The following is a 16,915-nucleotide window of genomic DNA, read 5'->3' on the forward strand; positions in this document are numbered from 1 at the left end:
CCCAGGCTCATCACGCCCGCCGAGACTGGGCCGCCGGAGGGCACACCAACGTCGATGACATGTGTTTGGCGTGTGGGTGTGACAACCGGTTGGTCGCCGAGGGGCAGTGGCGCACCCGCCTCACCGACACCGGTGAGGTGGAATGGTTGCCGCCGCCGCACCTGGATCACGGGCAAGCCCGGGTCAACCACTACCACCACCCCGACCGGATCCGGGTGGCACCCGAGCACGCCTTCACCCCACCCGAACCCGAAGACCACCCCGGACCACGCCCGAACTGGTCACCCGATGACCCGTGGGCACCCACCGGCGACCAGCGGGGCCGGCTGAAACACCCGCCCCCGGCCAGGGTCGAGGACCCCTGGGCGCCCGACCCCCCGACACCGGCAGCCACCCCCGACCCCACCACCCCAGGCGGACCCGAACCACCCCACGACACCGCGGTCTGACACCGCCCCGCCCATCCGTCGCAGCAGGAGCGTTGGACGACGGCACGTCGCTATGGTTGACGGGTGACCGGGGCCAACCCGAACGAGGTGAGCCCGAACGGGGCCACCGCGAATGGGGCAGACGCGAACGGGGCAGACGCGAACGGGGCCATCGCGAATGGGGCTGCCGCGTGAACGGGGCTGCTGCGTGAACCGGGCCTACGCGTGCCGGGCCTACGCGTACCGGGCCTACGCGTACCGGGCCCTCGTGAACCGCGCCTACGCGTACCGGGCCCTCGTGAACCGCGCCTACGCGTACCGGGCTTACGCGTACCGGCCCAACGCGAACCGGGCCAGCGTGAACCGGGTCGCCGCGTGAACCTCGAGGAACTGCGGTGGTTCGTCGTGCTCGCCGAGACCCAGCACGTGACCGATGCGGCAGCCGAACTCGGGATCAGCCAGCCGACGCTGTCCAGGGCGCTGGCACGCATCGAGGAGCAGGCCGGCGCGCCGCTGTTCGACCGCGTGAACCGCAGACTGCGGCTCAACGACTACGGCCGCATCATGGCCGAACACGCCCGCCGTGCGCTCGCCGAGATGCAGACCGCGCGCGAGCACATCGCCGGCCTGCGCAACCCCGACACCGGCCGCGTGCGGCTGGCGTTCCTGCACTCCCTGGCCAACTGGTATGTGCCCGAACAACTCCGGCGCTTCCGCGACAGCGCGCCCGGCATCCGCTTCGACCTGTTCCAGGGGCCGGCGCACGAACTCACCGACCGGGTGCGTCGCGGCGACTCCGACGTCGCCATCACCTCGCCGCGCCCCACGGGTTTCGGGTGGCACCGGCTCTACGCCGAGCGGCTATGCCTGGCGGTGCCCCGCGGGCACGCGTTGGCCACACGCGCCCGGGTGGGCTTGGCCGCCGCGGCCGCCGAACCCTTCGTGGCGCTCGAGGAGCCCTTCGGATTGCGCCAGCTCACCGACGCCCTGTGGGCCGACGAGGGCATCGAGCCCAGCATCGTCTTCGAGGCCACCGAGATCCCCACCATGGAGGGCCTGGTGGCCGCGGGCTTCGGCGTGGCCGTGGTCCCCGTGCCCCGCGAGGGCGCCGGCGGCGACGCCAAGGTGGTGCACGTCCCACTGTCCAACGCCGCCGCCAAGCGTGAGGTCGGTCTGGTGTGGGACCTGGACCGCGTCATGGCGCCGCCCACCGAGCGTTTCGTGGATTTCCTCGCGCGCGACGCGGAGACACGGCGTCACGAGCGGCAGTGATACGTCACACGCATGACTGCGAGGCATCTCATGTATTGGACACATGTACCGCGCGGTCCTACGGTCGTCCCAGTGACCATCGACCATTCCCTCGAGCGCACCTGGACCGGACATGACCGCGGCTCCGCCGCCTATGGTCGGCTGCTGGCCGCGTTGTTCTGCGCCGGGGTGGCGACGTTCGCGCAGCTGTACTCTCCGCAGGCCGTCCTGCCGCTGATCTCCGCGGACCTCGGCGTCGGTGCAGCCGACGCCGCTCTGACCATCTCGGCCTCCACGGTGGGCCTGGCGCTCGGCGTCATCCCCTGGTCGTCGCTGGCGGACCGGATCGGCCGCGTCAAGGCGATCTCGCTGTCGGTGACCATCGCGACCGCGGTGGGCCTCGCGGTCCCGTTCGCCCCGTCCTACGACCTGCTGCTCCTCGGACGGTTCGTCGAAGGGTTGATGGTGGGCGGCGTGCCCGCCATCGCCGTCGCCTACCTCACCGAGGAGATCAACCGCTCGCACGCCGCCCGCGCCGCAGGCACGTTCGTTGCGGGCACCACCATCGGCGGGCTGCTCGGCCGCCTGGTCGCCAGCCCCGTCGCCGAGTTCGCCGGCTGGCGCATCGGCGTCTTCACCGTCGCCGTGGTCTGCGGCATGGCGGCATTCGGCTTCGTGAAACTCGCGCCGGCGCCCCAAGGGTTCACGCCGGCGTCGCGCCGCGGGGACAATCCCGAGGGCAGCCTGCTGCACCGCCTGTCGGCCAACCTCCGGACGCCGCGTCAGCTGGCCCTGTTCGCGCAGGCGTTCCTGCTCATGGGTGGCTTCGTGGCGCTCTACAACTTCCTCGCCTTCCGGCTGACCGCCGCGCCGTTCGACCTGCCGCCCGCCCTCGTCAGCCTGGTGTTCCTGGCCTACCTCGCCGGTACCTGGGCGTCATCGCGCGCCGGTGCCGAGAGCACCCGCTTCGGCCGCAAGCGGGTGCTGCTGGCGTCGATCGCCGTCATGGCAGTCGGTGTGGCAACGACGTTGAGCGACAACGTGATCGCCGTACTCGCCGGCCTGGTCATCGCCACGGCCGGGTTCTTCGGCGCGCACTCCGTGGCGTCGGGATGGACGGGGCAGTCCGCGCCCATCGGCAAGGCGCAGGCCTCGTCGCTGTACAACCTCTTCTACTACGGCGGCTCGAGCGCCATCGGATGGTTCGGCGGCGTCGCCTTCGACGCCAAGGGCTGGACCGCCGTGGCCACCACCATCCTGGGGTTGGTAGCGGTCGCCGCGATCATCGCCGCGGTGGCGCTGCCCGACGGCCGCCGCGCAACCGTCAGCGCAGGCTGACGGCGAGCACACCGTCAGCGCAGGCTGACGACAAACGCACCGTCAGCGCAGGCTGACGACAAACGCACCGTCAGCGCAGGCTGACGACGGCCACACCGTCAGCGCAGGCTGACGACGGCCACACCGTCAGCGCAGGCTGACGACGGCCACACCGTCAGCGCAGGCTGACGACGACCTTGCCGACGGCCGTCCTGTCCTCCAGCGACGCGATGGCGTCGGCCGCCCGCTCCATCGGGTAGACCACCGGTTCCGGCGCCACCACCAGACCCGCGGCCAGCAGCGGCTCCAGCTCCGCCCACTGCTCGGCGAGATAGCCGGGATGCGTGGCCGCCCACGCGCCCCAGCCCACACCCACGGCGTCGACGTTGTTGAGCAGCAGGCGATTCACCTTGACCGTCGGGATGTCACCGCCGGTGAACCCGATCACCAGTAACCGCCCACCCGGCGCCAGCGACCGCAGCGAGTCGGTGAACCGGTCACCGCCCACGGGATCGACCACGACGTCGACCCCGCGGCCACCCGTGAGTTCGCGCACCGAGTCCTTGAACCCCTCGGCCAGCACGACGTCGGTGGCGCCTGCGGCGCGGGCCGCCGCGGCCTTGTCCTCCGTGCTGACCACGGCGATGAGACGCGAGGCGCCCCACGCCGCGGCCAGCCGCAACGTCGACGTCCCGATGCCGCCCGCGGCGCCGTGCACCAGCAGCGTCTCGCCGGGCAGCAGCCTGCCGCGGGTCCGCAGCGCGCAGTGCACGGTCAGATCGTTGAACAGCAGTCCCGCGCCGGCCTCGAACGACACGGCGTCCGGCAGCGCGAACACCCGATCCGCGGGGACCACCACGACCTCGGCCATCGCACCCGACAGCAGGGTCAGTGCCGCCACCCGGTCTCCGGCCCGCACGTGCGCGTCGGCGGGGGCGCTGCGCACCACACCCGCCAGTTCGGCGCCGGGGACGTACGGCAACTCGGGCCGATGCTGGTAGAGGCCGCGCGTCTGCAGTGCATCCGGGAAGGCGACGCCCGCGGCATGGACGTCGATGACCACCCCCGACTCGCCGGGTTCGGGCTGGGGCGGTTCGGGGACCTCCACCAACTCCGCAGCTCGTGGACCGTCCAGTCGGGCTACCCGTATCGCGCGCATGGCACCCCATTTAACATCCCGGGGTGATCGACGCGCGTGCCGCAGTCTTGCTCGAACCCGGTACCGACCCCCGGTTGACCGACGTCACCGTCCGCGAACCCCGCGGTGACGAGGTGCTCGTCCGCATCGCCGCCGTCGGCATCTGCCACACCGACGTCAGCATGGCCAAGCGCTGGCGTGCCGATCGGCTGCCCATGACGTTCGGCCACGAGGGCGCCGGCACCGTCGTCGCCGTGGGCCCGGACGCGGCTGCCCGAGAGGGCGACGCCGTCGTGCTCACGTTCGCCAGCTGCGGTCGGTGCCCGACGTGCGCGTCCGGTGCACCCGCCTACTGCGACGCCGCGACGGCGCTGAACCTGCTCGGCGACGGGGGAGTCGACGCCGCGGCGGTGACCCGTGACGGCCACCCGATCGGCGGCGGCTTCTTCGGACAGTCCAGCTTCGCGACACACGCGCTGGCGCGACCGGCCAACACGGTCGTCCTCACCGAGCCCATCGCACCCGCGCTGGCGGCTCCGTTGGCGTGCAGCGTGCAGACCGGTGTCGGCACCGTGCTCACCGCGCTGGCCGTCGGACCCGATGACCATCTCGTCGTGTTCGGGGCGGGCGGCGTCGGGCTCTCGGCCGTCATGGGCGGCCGCATCGCCGGCGCACGCAGCATCGTCGCCGTCGATCCCATCGCCGAGCGGCGTCGCCTGGCGCTGGACCTGGGCGCCACCGCCGCAGTGGATCCCGCCGACGGCGACGTGGCCGCCGCCGTGCGCGACGCGACGGGAGGCGGTGCCACCGCCGCCGTCGACACCACCGCGGTACCCGACGTGATCACCACCGCGCTGACGGTGCTGCGCGCCCAGGGCGCCTTGGCGCTCGTCGGGCTGGGCGCGCTGACCGCGCCGCTGCCGGTGGGGTTGATCATGGCGCGGGGACTACGGGTGCGCGGCGTCGTCGAAGGCGACAGCGTGCCGCACGCGTTCATCCCCCGACTGGTGGGGCTGTGGCGGCGCGGCGAGCTGCCGTTGGAGCGGCTCGTCACCACGTTCGACTTCGACGACTTCGCCGACGCCTGGACCGCGGCCACGTCCGGTGCGGTGGTCAAACCGGTCGTCGTGGTGCCGGACTGAACGCCGCACGGCCCCCGGCGAGGTCGTCGGGGGCCGTGCAGACAGGTAATTGGGGATCAGGCGGCGTCGGACTTCTTGGCGTCCCCGGTTTTGGCCGAGCTGGTCTTCTCCGACCCGGTCTTCTCGGACCCGGTCTTCTCGGACCCGGTCTTCTCGGACCCGGTCTTCTCGGAGCCGGCGTCCTTGGCCGTGCCGGACTCGCTCTTCGTCGTGGCGGGCTTCGACGTGGGCTTCGAGGACGTGGGGGACCCGGCGTCCTTCTGCGAATCCTTGGTGGTGCCCGTGTCCTTGCCGGCGTCCTTGGTGGCGGATCCGGTGACCCCCGTGGACCCCGTGGCAGGCTCGGTCGTCGCGCCCTCGGCGGTGCCGGACGTGGTGTGGCCGGTGGTCTCGTCGGTCGGCTGCGCGGTGGCGACCTCGAGTGCGGCCCGTTCGGTGGCGGTGGTGCCGTCGTGCGCGGTGCCCAGGGTCTTGTCGAAGGCGTCGAGCTGATCCTTGAAGTCCTGCTGGACGTCGACCTTCTGCGGCGCCGCCGAGAGCGCGACCGGCTGCGACGCCTGCGGCGCGGCAAGAACGTTGGCGCCGGCGCCTGGTCCCAGCGCGGTGGCGGCCGGGAGGATGCCGAGTGCGCGCAGGTCGTCGCCAATGATCTTCGCGGGCAGGTTAACGATGTTGGTGACGGCCGTCGTCACGCTGGTGAACGCCGCCGAGATCTGCTTGGTGAACTCGGCGGAGTTGAACACGCCCGTGGTGAGGCCCTTGAAGATCTCCTGGTAGGCCAGGTTGGTCGGCGTGACCCAGTTGGTGAGCTGGCCGACGGTCTGCACCACGGTCCAGGCGTTCTGGAACGGCAGGGTCGCGATGTTCACCGGATCGCCAGGCGTGGCTGCCGAGGCCGAGACGGCCGACGCGGTCACCGCGGAACCCAGGGCGCTCTGGGCGGCTGCGGGGGCCTGCGCCGCCGCGGGCGTGGCGCTCGGCAACACGATGCCGAGCGCGCGCAGATCGTCGCCGAGGATCTTGGCGGGCAGGTTGACGATGTTGGTCAGCGCGGTGCCGACGCTGGTGAAGGCGGCGGTGATCTGCTTGGTGAACTCGGCGGAGTTGAACACCCCGGTGGTGAGGCCCTTGAAGACCTCGGCGTAGGCGAGGTTGGCGGGGGTGACCCAGTTGGTCAGCTGACCGACGGTGACGGCGATGGTCCAGAGGTTCTGGAACGGCAGGGTCGCGACGTTCACGGGGTCACCCGGGGTGGCAGCCGCCGCGGCCGCTGCAGAGCCGACGGCTGCCAGGGCGACCGGTGCCTGGGCCGCCGCCATCGGAGCGCCGGCTGCGGGCGCGTTGAACCCGAGCACCGCGAGGTCGGTGGCGAGGATCTTGGCGGGCAGGTTGACGATGTTCGTCACCGCGGTGCCGACGCTGGTGAAGGCCGCGGTGATCTGCTTGGTGAACTCGGCGGAGTTGAACACCCCGGTGGTGAGGCCCTTGAAGACCTCGGCGTAGGCGAGGTTGGCGGGGGTGACCCAGTTGGTCAGCTGGCCGACGGTCTGCACGATGGTCCAGGCGTTCTGCAACGGCAGCGTGGCGACGGTGAACGGATCGGCGGCTGCCGTCAACTCGTAGCTGCGTGAGACGACCGGCAGGTTCGTCGCCTCCATGGTGGCCGTGGCGGCGACCGAAGGCGTCACGGCACCCGACGCCGCGACGACGCACAGGGTGCACGCCGCGGCAGTCAACGAAGTGGACTTACTGATGATCAACGCAACCCCCGGGGCTCGTTCGGCGAGAAATCGACACGCAGAAACTAGCCGAGCCCGCGGGGTGCCACTAGCCGCGTTCGCGTGCCGGCGAGCGCGCTGACCACCGGGTTCGTCGTCGACCAGGGCATTGCCCCACCCGGACACGTGGCGGTCGCCAAGAATTCATCGGTGCGACGCCAAAGCCGTTGCGGTGGCTGTGAACTCGCTGTGTGAACGGGTGGTGTCCACCCGCCCGGCCGGCGGGTTGCCAGATGGTCTCGACAGGCGTCAAATCAGGCTCGATACACTTTTCGGGCCGCGGCGACGAGGCCGGGGTAGATCGGAGCACCATGCCCACTCGATCAGGGCCCACTCGATCAGGGCCCACACGATCAGGGTCCACTCGATCAGCGTCCATTCGATCGGCGCGCCGGCTGCGCCCGTACGCTCCCGTCGCCGCCATGCCCGCGGGTCGCACCGTGGTGGTTCGTGCCTCCGACGGGACGCCGTTGCACGCCGAGGTGTTCGGGCCCGACGACGGCTACCCGATCGTGCTGGCGCACGGCATCACGTGTGCCCTCCGGGTGTGGGCGAACCAGATCAACGATCTCTCCCGCGACTTCCGGGTGATCGCCTACGACCATCGCGGGCACGGCCGCAGCGGGGTGCCCGCCCGGCACCGGTACAGCCTGGACTTCCTGGCCGCCGACCTCGACGCGGTGCTCGACGCGACCCTGGCACCCGGTGAGCGCGCCGTCGTCGCGGGCCACTCGATGGGCGGCATCGCGATCCAGGCGTGGTCGCACCGCTATCCCGAACGGGTGCGGCAGTGCATCGACGGTGCGGCGCTGATCAATACGACGTCCGGTGAGATCCTGCGGCACGTGCGGTTCATGTCCGTGCCGGAGTCGCTGGCGATGGGGCGGGTGCGTGCGGCGGGACTGCTGCTCAAGCGCCTGGGGTCGGTGCCGCTGGTGCCGGGGTCGACCACGCAGAGCCGGCGGTTGGTCTCGACGCTGGCCGTGGGCCGCGACGCCGATCCCGCGATCGCCGACTTCGTGTTCGAACTGTTCGCCGAAACCCCGCCGACCGGTCGCGGCGGGTGGGCGCGGGTGCTGGTCGACGGCATGGGCTCACGTCACATCGGGCTGTCCCACCTGGTGGTACCGACCCTCGTGATCGGCAGCCGCGACGACCGGTTGCTGCCCGTGGTCGCGTCGCGCCGCATCGCCGAGGCGGCACCGAACCTGACGGAGTTCGTCGAGCTGTCCGGCGGGCACTGCGCCATCCTGGAATGCCCCGACGAGGTCAACGCCCAACTGCGCACCCTGATCGACGGGGTGCGACGAACCCGCCTCACCTCGTAGCGGCGCTGCCCGCGGCCGCCAGGTGCCCGCGTACCTCGGCGGCGGCGCGCATGCCGGAACGCACGGCGCCCTCGAGGAATCCGGTCCACACGTCGGCCGTCTCGGTGCCCGCCCAGAACACGTTGCCGACGGGTTGACGCAGCAGGGCGCCGTACCGGGTCCAACCGCCGGGTGCCACCGCCGCGGTCGGCCCGCCCGCCGCGAACTCCTCGGCACCCCAACGATGATCGACGTAGTCCACCGGTTCGAGCGCCTTGGGCCCGAACAGTTCGGCGAAGCAGGCCAGCGCGCGCTCGCGCCGCTGGTCGGCGGGCAGCGGGTCGAACGTGCGCGCATCGGTGAAGCCGAGCAGCACGCCGGGGCCGGAGGAGGGGCTGGTGTCGAACGTGATGAACACCGGGCCCGAGTCCGACAGCGCCTGGCCGGACAGCCCGGCGGCGCGCCAGAACGGCGTCTCGTAGGCGGCGTACGCCTTGCCGAGGTGTCCCTGGGGCCACAGCTCGGTCAGTCGGGTGAACCCCGGGGGCAGCGCGGGCGCCATCTCGATCCCGCGGCGATGTTCCGGGGCGACCGCGACGACGACCGCGCGTGCGGGCGTGGCCCCGCTGCGGGTGTGCACCACGACGCCCCCGTCGCCGTTCTCGATGCGCACGACGGGGTCGCCGAGCCGGACGCGGTCGCCGAGTGCGGCTGCCATCCGCTGCGCGATCTGCGCCGTGCCGCCGGGGAAGTGGTCTTGTTGTGCGCCGCCGTCCACGTCGAGCAGGGGCCCGAGGCCGCCCGCGGCCTTGACGTAGCGCACGGCGTGCAGCATGGACACGGCGTCGGGTTCGCAGCCCCACGTCACGCGCGCCACGAGCGCCATCAGGTCCCGCGTGGAGGCGCGCGCCCGCACCGACCGCAGCCAGCCGCCCAGCGTCATGGCGTCCAGGCGCGCCGCGTCCGGACCCGCCCACGGCTGCGTCACCGGGACGCGGCGGCTCAACCCCTCGAACTGCCACTGCACGCGCGACACGTCGAGCAACTCCAGCAGCGAGAGCGTGGGGATGGTGCCGCCGTAGCGCCGCACGCTGCCGCGCCACCGGATCAGGTTCTTGCCCGTGGCGTAGGTCGGCGCGGTGGGACAGCCCAGTTCGGCGGCCAGCGCGAGCACCGCGGGTTGGGTGGGGCCCACGAACGTGCCGCCGAGGTCGACGGGCACACCCGCGACGGTGCCGCCGTGCGACCGGCCTCCGACGCGATCGCGTCCCTCGAGCACCAGGACGTCGACTCCGCGCCGGAGCAGTTCGCGCGCCGTCGTCAACCCGGCGAACCCGGCTCCCACCACCACCACGTCGGTCATGGGTCCAGTCTGGCGAATCGCCGCCCGGCTGCGCGAGTGCGCACATTAAGGTGCGGGGGTGCAGGTCTCAACGGCGTTGTTCGGGCCGACGGATGCGATCGAGCGGGCGCACGCCCTGCGGGACGCGGGTGCCACCGGGGTGTTCACCTTCGAGGGCCCGCACGACGTGTTCGCGCCACTGACCCTGGCGTCGACGGTGGGCGGTCTGGATCTGCTCACCAACGTGGCGATCGCGTTCCCGCGCAATCCCATTCAACTCGCCCACCAGGCCATCGACCATCAGATCCTGTCGGGGGAGCGGTTCACGCTCGGGCTCGGCACCCAGATTCGCACCCAGGTGGAGAAGCGTTACGGGGCGTCGTTCGATCGACCGGTGGCCCGCATGACCGAGCTGGTGGCAGCGCTGCGGGCCATCTTCGCGACCTGGGCGACGGGGGAGCGGCTGGACTTCCGCGGCGAGTTCTACCGGCACACGCTGATGACGCCCACGTTCACGCCGAAGACCATGCCGCAGCGGTTGCCCCCGATCTACGTCGGGGCGTTGGGGCCCAAGCTCACCAGGGCCGTCGCCGAGGTCGCCGACGGCCTGCTGGTCATGCCGTTCGGCTCCAAGAAGTTCTTGCACGAGGTGACGCTGCGCCACGTCGCCGATGGGCTCGCCGCCGCCGGCCGAAGCCGTGACGACCTGGCCATCGTGCCCGAGATCATCGTGTCGGTGGCCACCGACGCCGACCCGGACCACACCGCGACGCGTGCGCTGCTGGCGTTCTACGGCTCCACACCCGCCTACCGGCCGGTCCTGGACGCGCACGGCTGGGGCGATCTGCAGCCCGAACTCAACGCGCTGTCCAAGCAGGGCCGCTGGGCCGAGATGGCCAGGCTCGTGGACGACGAGATGCTGCATACCATCGCCGCGTGCGGCAGCCCCGCCGAGGTGGCCGCCCACGTCGTCGACCGCGTCGCCGGGGTCGCCGACCGGGTGTGCATCTACCAGCCGGGACCCATCGACGTCGAGGCGCTGGCGCAGATCGTCGACGCGCTGCCGACGTGACCGCCTAGGGTGGGAAGCGAATCTGAGGAGGTCCTCGTGGTTGATGCCGAGTCGTCCGACGAGTTCGTCGACGTGCTGATCGTCGGTGCCGGAATCTCCGGGATCGGGGCCGCCTATCGGATCGCCGAGCGCAATCCGCAGCTGAGCTACCTGATCCTGGAACGCCGCGCGCGCATCGGCGGGACGTGGGACCTGTTCCGCTACCCGGGGATCCGCTCGGACAGCGACATCTTCACGCTGAGCTTCCCGTTCCAGCCGTGGACCAGGCGGGAGAACGTGGCCGACGGTGCCGACATCCGCGACTACCTGGAGGACACCGCACGCCGGCACGGGATCGCCGACCACGTCCGGTTCGGCACGCACGTCACGGCCGCCGAATGGGATTCGACCACCGACACGTGGACGTTGCGGACCGAGGTCGCCGGTGAACCGCGAACGTTCCGCAGCCGCTTCCTGTTCTGCGGCACCGGCTACTACAGCTACGACGAGCCGCACTCCCCGGAGTTCGCCGGCATCGAGACGTTCACCGGGGAGGTGGTGCACCCGCAGTTCTGGCCGGAGGACCTCGACTACGCCGGCAAGCGCGTCGTGGTGATCGGCAGCGGCGCCACGGCCATCAGCCTGGTCCCGGCGCTGGCGCAGCGCGCCGCCCACGTCACCATGCTGCAGCGCTCGCCCACCTACATGATGTCGATGGCGCGCATCGATCCGATGGTCGACGCCATCCGCAGGCTGTTGCCGCGCCGCCTCTCTCACGCCGTGGTGCGGTTCCGCAACGCGATGTTCCACGTGCTGACGTACTTCATGTTCCGCAAGCTGCCCCGGTTCGGGCGATGGCTCATCCGCAACCGCACCGTCGCCGCACTGCCCAAGGGCTACGACGTCGACGTGCACTTCAAGCCCCGCTACGACCCGTGGGACCAACGCATGTGCCTGGTCCTCGACCACGACCTGTTCGACCACGTCGGCAGCGGTCGTGCCGAGGTGGTCACCGATCACGTCGACCACTTCGACGCCACCGGGATCGTGCTGCGTTCGGGGGCGCATCTGGACGCCGACGTCGTGGTGACGGCGACGGGCTTGCAGCTGCAGGCACTGGGCGGCATCGCGATCGTCGTCGACGGCGAGCAGGTCGACGTCACCGACAGGTTCGTCTACAAGGAGTACCTGCTCGAGGACGTACCGAACATGGCGTGGTGCATCGGCTACACGAACGCGTCGTGGACGTTGCGCGCCGACATGACGGCACGCGCGTTCGCGCGTCTGCTGGCCTATCTCACCGAACACGGCTACACGCATGCCTATCCGCATCTGGGCAGCGCGCCGATCACCGAGAAGGCCATGTGGGACCTCGAGGCCGGTTACATCAAGCGAGCGCCGCACGCGCTGCCGCGGTCGGGCACCAAGCGGCCGTGGCACGTGCGGCACAACTACGTGCTCGACGTCGTCGACCACCGCTTCGACCGCATCGAGGAGTCGATGGTGTTCGGCCGGGTGCCCACCCCGGCCCCGGGCACGCGGACCGCGGCGAACCCGGTGGCTCGCGCGGGGTCGGCCCCCTAGCCAGGGTCAGTCCGTCAGCCGAACCCGCACCACCTCGGCGAGCCGACCGTCGGGTCCGGGCTGCTCGAAGACCACGTCGGCATCGCGTCCGGTGGTGTGCAGCACCGCGATGGTGTTGCCGAACAGCGGGCCGCTGAGGTTGCGCCAGTCGATGGGCGGCTGCGGCATGCCACGGTGGCGCAGCCAACGACGGGTGAGGCGGCCCGCCCACCCCGACCAGCCCAGCGTGAACACGGGTTTGACGTACCACGGCACGTAGTTGTGCACGGGTGAGCACACCAGCTGGTGGACGCGCGCCGGGCTGCCCTCGGGCAGGTCCACGCGCGCGGCGTAGCTGTGGTGGACGTCGCCCGACAGTACGGTGACGGTGGCGGGTCCCGGCGTGGGCCTGGTCGCCGTGTCGACGATCAGATCGGTCAGCTTCACGAACGAGTCGAAGAACGCCGCCCAGTGCTCCAGGTCGGCGGTCTGGCGGATCCATTCCGCGGCGCGCCCGCGCAGCCCGTCGCGGGCGGCGGCCGCCTCGTTCACGGTCTGCAGGTCGCCGATCGCGGGAGGCAGCAGCCACGGCAGCGACGAACCGATGACGAGGTGGTCGAGGTCGGCCAGCCCGTCGGCGACCTGCTCGCGCAGCCACGTGAACTCACGGTCGCCCAACATCTTTCGAGCGCCGCCGTCGAGGATCCGCGCATTGCGGGAGTCCACCATGATGAGTCTGCTGCGGCCCAGGTCCCACCGGTAGCTGAAGCGCAGCCCCTTCTCGCCGTCGACCTCGCTGTCGGCGCGGTCGGCGACGTCGACCAGCAGCGGCCAGACGTCCCCGTCGGCGTCGAGCACCGCGCGGTAGTCCTCGTCGGCGGACACCTGGGTGGGGCTGAGGTTGCCCAGATGCTGATACACCCAGTAGGACGCCAGACCCGCCCGAATCCGGTCGCGCCACCACGGCTTTCGGTTCACCTCGGCACGCCAGGCCGCAGAGGTGTTCCAGTCGTCGCGAATGTCGTGGTCGTCGAAGATCATCGCGGTGGGCAACGTCGACATGATCCAGCGGATCTCCGGATCGCCCCACGTGTGCCGGTACAACCCTTCGTACTCGGCGAAGCTCACCACCTCGTCGGGGGGTCGGCGCTTCGACGTCCGGCGCCCTGCGAGATGGCGCCTGGCCTCGGGCGTCAGTTCGTCGGCGTAGACCTGATCACCGAGCAGGATCAGCGCGTCCGGGCGGTCTGCGACCGGCAGCCCCCGCAATCGGTCGGCGTATCCGTCGAGTGCGTCGTGGCCGAGCTTGGCGTCCAGCGCGTGGTCGCCCGTCTTGGGGTAGCGACACGACCCGAACACGATCCGCAGCGTGTCCGGGCTGTGCGGATCGCGCGTGGCGATCACACTCGGCGGGAACGTGGAATCCGCGGGCGGCCAGACGCGTTCGCCGTCGACGTGCACCTCGTATTCGGTGACCGACTTGGGTGAAAGACCGGTCACGGGCACCAGCGCGTAGTGGAATCCCTGGACCTCGAAGGTGCGTGCGGAACACCCGAGTACCTCCACCGTCGCCGCCGTCTCGGTCTGCACCCACACCATGGCGGTGGTGTCGCCGACGTGGCGCAAGACGGGGCCGAGAACGAGGGTCACCGAGTCAGCTTAGGCCCGCGCCCCGACGTCGCTGCCGGACGCCTACTCCGCCACGGTGAGCCAGTCGGCGAAGCCGGACGGGTCGTGCCTGCCCAGCGCCCCGTGCTCGAACAGTCCCCAGCCCTGCGCGGTGGCGCCGCCCTCCGTGCACACCGCGCGACCGACGTGGTCGATGACGCCGAACCCCGACCTCGCGACGATGGCCGGGTCGGTCATGTCGTAGGTGCGGCGTTCGGTGAACTCGGCACCCTTCCACGTCCCGTGGATCCAGTCGGCGTCGCCGCCGTAGCCTCCGCCGACGTGGATGGGCACGGGCAGCTTGGACTCGACGTCGAAGCGCACGGGCGAGCCGTCGGCCGCGGTGGCGTCGATGGTCGCGCCGGTGGGGATGCGGGTGCCGGAGCGGTAGTGAATCCGTACGCGCGGCCAGCCCAGCTGCTCGACGCGGCCGTCCTTCCAGATTCGCGTGCAGTCGTTGAGCGACCGGAACCCGCTGGGCTCCTCCTGAATGATCAGCACGATGGCGAAGTCGTCGAACGCCATCGGGACGTAGAGCCACCACATGCCCTCGAACGGGGGATCGGCGGGCCGTCCGGGGGGTTCGCTCTCGCCGACCGGGCGGATGCCCCACGACCGGTCCCGCGAGCCGATCCACACCTCGGGGTCGACGGTGATCGTCTGCCCGTCGACGACGAGATGACCACTCCAGGAACCCAATTGAGCGAATCGCTGCGCGTCGAGGGTGACCCGGGTGCCGGTGCGCAACACGTGCCGCTGCTCCTGCACGACGTCGAACAGGCCCGTCCACACCAAGTCCGCGGCGATGCCCTCGGTCTCGTCGAGCACGATCCGCAGCCGATGCAGGGGCTCGTCCACCTCCACCCGGTAGCCCAGCACGTGCTGGTTGAGCCGGTCGGAATCGATGGCATCCGACAGGTGCACGGCCGTTTGTACGTCACCGCGCCGGACGAGCAGGAACGCATCCTTGACGCCCAGGTTGGGGTAGTACCCGATGCCGGTGATCACGAACACCTCGCCCGTGCGGTCGTGGGCGTTGAAGTAGGACCGGTCGTAGAAGTTGCGGTCCGACGAGCCCGGCCAGGCGATCGGCTGTGGCAGTTGGTGGACGGGGTATTCGTCCATGGGGCCGAGCATCAGGATTCTCCGATCAGGCGCTTGAGCAGGGAGAGGTGGTAGAAACTGGATTCGACGTCGTCGGGTGCGGGCATCTCCCCGAAGTGCACGCGGCGTGCGGTGGTGCGCATGAAGACACAGCACCAGATCACGGCGGAGTACACGTAGAACCAGCGGAGGTCCCCGAGGGTGACGCCGGTGAGTTCCTCGTAGGTGGCGCGAACGTCCTGCTCGCGCAGCACGTCGGGCAGTCCCGGCAGCCCGGCGAGTCCCGCCAACTCCTGGAACACCATGTGCGCGAAGATCATCCAGGCGACGTCGAGTTCGCGCGGGCCCACCGTCGCCATCTCCCAGTCCAGCACGGCGACGGGCGCGAAGTCCTCGTAGAGCACGTTGCCGATGCGTGCGTCGCCCCACGCCAGCACCGACTCGCCCGCGGCCACGTCGGCGGGGAAGTGCTCCTCGAGCCAGGCCAGGGCCCGCTCGACGGTCGCCGAGCGGCCGATGTCGGGCACCGCGAACTCGTACCACTGCCGCAGCCAGCCGAAGTGGCGCCTCAGCGGGGTGTCGCCGGGCGGGTCGCCGTCGAGCAGGAAGCCGAATCGGGTGGCGGCGTCGGGAATGGCGTGCAGCGCCGCCAAGACCCCGACGGTGGCGTCCTGCAGGTCGCGTCGCCGCTGCGCGGGTGCGTCGGCAAACCAGTTGCCGCCGAACGTGTACGGCATGACGTCGGGCGGCACGATGCCGTCGACGTGGTCCATGAGGAAGAACGGCGTGCCGAGCACGGTGCCGCTCTCGTCGATCCAGCGCACGGTGGGCACCGGCACGTCGGTGAGTTCGCCGACCTGTTGGATCACCTCGAACTGATGGTCCAGGCGGTAGGAGGAGAACACCGGGACGTCTTGGCTGGTCGGTGCGACGCGCGCGACCCACTTCTGCTCGACGGTCCTGTCCTCCTGGTCCCACCGCCCCGTGAGGACGATGGTCTCCGACGACATCCCGTTGGCGTCGATGCCGCTCTCCACCGTGACCGCGGGGGTCACGCCGCCGGGCATGACGCCGGCGAGCCACTGCGACAGGATCGCGGGCAGCGTGGTGACGTCGCGGGAGGCGCGTTGCAGGCGACTGACTTCTTCGACAGCCGGTTCATGGGCCACGGAGACACCTCTCCTCGAAATACGATACGGTGAGTAGCGTTATGAAAGCAGACCGGTCTCCCGATGACAAGGGTGCCTCGGCGGGCCCGTCTGCGGGTCGCCCCCGCGACCCACGCATCGACGCTGCCATATTGCGCGCCGCCGCGGACCTACTCGTCGAGATCGGCTACGCGAACCTGACCATGGCGGCCGTCGCCGAGCGCGCGGGCACCACCAAGACGGCGCTCTACCGCCGCTGGTCGAGCAAGGCCGACCTGGTCCACGAGGCGGCGTTTCCCGCCGCGCCCACCGCGCTGGACGCCCCGGAGGGTGACATCGCCAGCGACGTCGCTGCGATGATCGCCGCGGCCCGCGACGTGTTCGTCACGCCGGTGGTGCGGGCCGCGCTCCCCGGCCTGATCGCCGACATGGCCGCCGACGCCGATCTCAACGCCCGGGTGATGAGCCGCTTCGCCGGCCTGTTCGCGCTGGTGCGCAGCCGCCTCGCCCGTGCCATCGAGCGCGGCGAGGTGCACGCCGACGTCGATCCCGAGCGGCTGATCGAGATCGTCGGCGGGGCAACGATGTTGCGCCTGCTCCTGGCGCCCGAGCGCGACCTGGATCAGGCCTGGGTGGAGCAGACCACCGCGATCGTGGTGCACGGCGTGCGGGCGTGAC

General features: G+C 71.0%; 13 protein-coding genes and 1 pseudogene. 8 read left to right on the top strand and 6 right to left on the bottom strand.

Annotated features, from left to right (window positions below; all coding sequences use genetic code 11):
* The 3 genes and pseudogenes from AC30CM_RS23950 to AC30CM_RS23960 all read left to right on the top strand — a co-directional run.
* Nucleotides 1-449 (top strand): annotated as a pseudogene (locus tag AC30CM_RS23950) (HNH endonuclease signature motif containing protein); the annotation flags it as partial.
* A gap of 354 nt (nucleotides 450-803) precedes the next feature.
* Nucleotides 804-1,700 carry a LysR family transcriptional regulator gene (locus AC30CM_RS23955; protein ID WP_490119413.1) on the top strand — a complete coding sequence of 299 codons (897 nt, stop codon included), beginning with the start codon at nucleotides 804-806 and terminating at the stop codon, nucleotides 1,698-1,700.
* Nucleotides 1,701-1,772: 72 nt separating this feature from the next.
* Nucleotides 1,773-3,017: an MFS transporter gene (locus tag AC30CM_RS23960; RefSeq protein ID WP_490119414.1), complete on the top strand. Its 1,245-nt coding sequence runs from the start codon at nucleotides 1,773-1,775 to the stop codon at nucleotides 3,015-3,017.
* Between the two features lie 154 nt (nucleotides 3,018-3,171).
* On the opposite strand, the gene AC30CM_RS23965 is transcribed toward AC30CM_RS23960, so the two are convergent.
* Nucleotides 3,172-4,155, bottom strand: a complete 984-nt coding sequence (locus AC30CM_RS23965; RefSeq protein WP_490119415.1) for an NADPH:quinone oxidoreductase family protein — start codon at nucleotides 4,153-4,155, stop codon at nucleotides 3,172-3,174.
* 23 nt (nucleotides 4,156-4,178) lie between these two features.
* Between AC30CM_RS23965 and AC30CM_RS23970 the strand changes: the two genes are divergently transcribed.
* The gene (locus AC30CM_RS23970; protein WP_490119416.1) at nucleotides 4,179-5,276 is read left to right on the top strand and encodes an NAD(P)-dependent alcohol dehydrogenase; all 1,098 of its coding nucleotides are present in this window, start codon (nucleotides 4,179-4,181) and stop codon (nucleotides 5,274-5,276) included.
* A gap of 56 nt (nucleotides 5,277-5,332) precedes the next feature.
* On the opposite strand, the gene AC30CM_RS23975 is transcribed toward AC30CM_RS23970, so the two are convergent.
* On the bottom strand, nucleotides 5,333-6,964 hold the full coding sequence (locus AC30CM_RS23975) for a hypothetical protein (RefSeq protein WP_490119417.1): 1,632 nt from the start codon (nucleotides 6,962-6,964) through the stop codon (nucleotides 5,333-5,335).
* A 512-nt stretch (nucleotides 6,965-7,476) separates the two neighbouring features.
* Between AC30CM_RS23975 and AC30CM_RS23980 the strand changes: the two genes are divergently transcribed.
* Nucleotides 7,477-8,382, top strand: a complete 906-nt coding sequence (locus AC30CM_RS23980; protein WP_490119418.1) for an alpha/beta fold hydrolase — start codon at nucleotides 7,477-7,479, stop codon at nucleotides 8,380-8,382.
* Here AC30CM_RS23980 and AC30CM_RS23985 read toward each other — a convergent pair.
* Complete coding sequence (locus tag AC30CM_RS23985) at nucleotides 8,372-9,724, bottom strand: flavin monoamine oxidase family protein (protein ID WP_490119419.1); 1,353 nt, start codon at nucleotides 9,722-9,724, stop codon at nucleotides 8,372-8,374. The genes AC30CM_RS23980 and AC30CM_RS23985 overlap by 11 nt on opposite strands.
* 58 nt (nucleotides 9,725-9,782) lie before the next feature.
* Between AC30CM_RS23985 and AC30CM_RS23990 the strand changes: the two genes are divergently transcribed.
* Both AC30CM_RS23990 and AC30CM_RS23995 read left to right on the top strand, forming a co-directional pair.
* Nucleotides 9,783-10,775, top strand: coding sequence for a TIGR03617 family F420-dependent LLM class oxidoreductase (locus tag AC30CM_RS23990; RefSeq protein ID WP_490119420.1), 993 nt, complete (start codon nucleotides 9,783-9,785; stop codon nucleotides 10,773-10,775).
* A gap of 36 nt (nucleotides 10,776-10,811) precedes the next feature.
* Entirely contained in the window at nucleotides 10,812-12,338 is a 1,527-nt protein-coding gene (locus AC30CM_RS23995) for a flavin-containing monooxygenase (RefSeq protein WP_490119421.1), read from the top strand.
* 6 nt (nucleotides 12,339-12,344) lie between these two features.
* Here AC30CM_RS23995 and AC30CM_RS24000 read toward each other — a convergent pair whose 3' ends face one another.
* Genes AC30CM_RS24000 through AC30CM_RS24010 form a run of 3 tightly spaced genes read right to left on the bottom strand, consistent with a single transcriptional unit; the run spans nucleotide 12,345 to nucleotide 16,258 of the window.
* A complete protein-coding gene (locus AC30CM_RS24000; RefSeq protein WP_490119422.1) occupies nucleotides 12,345-13,967 on the bottom strand; it encodes an alkaline phosphatase D family protein in 1,623 nt (540 codons plus the stop codon).
* A 42-nt stretch (nucleotides 13,968-14,009) separates the two neighbouring features.
* Nucleotides 14,010-15,122: an Rv3169 family protein gene (locus tag AC30CM_RS24005; protein WP_490119423.1), complete on the bottom strand. Its 1,113-nt coding sequence runs from the start codon at nucleotides 15,120-15,122 to the stop codon at nucleotides 14,010-14,012.
* Nucleotides 15,122-16,258 carry a phosphotransferase family protein gene (locus AC30CM_RS24010; RefSeq protein WP_490119424.1) on the bottom strand — a complete coding sequence of 379 codons (1,137 nt, stop codon included), beginning with the start codon at nucleotides 16,256-16,258 and terminating at the stop codon, nucleotides 15,122-15,124. Before AC30CM_RS24010 ends, AC30CM_RS24005 begins: the two co-directional genes overlap by 1 nt.
* A 41-nt stretch (nucleotides 16,259-16,299) precedes the next feature.
* Here AC30CM_RS24010 and AC30CM_RS24015 point away from each other — a divergent pair, with 41 nt between their 5' ends.
* On the top strand, nucleotides 16,300-16,914 hold the full coding sequence (locus AC30CM_RS24015; protein WP_490119425.1) for a TetR/AcrR family transcriptional regulator C-terminal ligand-binding domain-containing protein: 615 nt from the start codon (nucleotides 16,300-16,302) through the stop codon (nucleotides 16,912-16,914).
* Nucleotide 16,915 lies beyond the last annotated feature (1 nt).

Source organism: Mycobacterium sp. DHQP2018-32-09 (assembly GCF_058148405.1).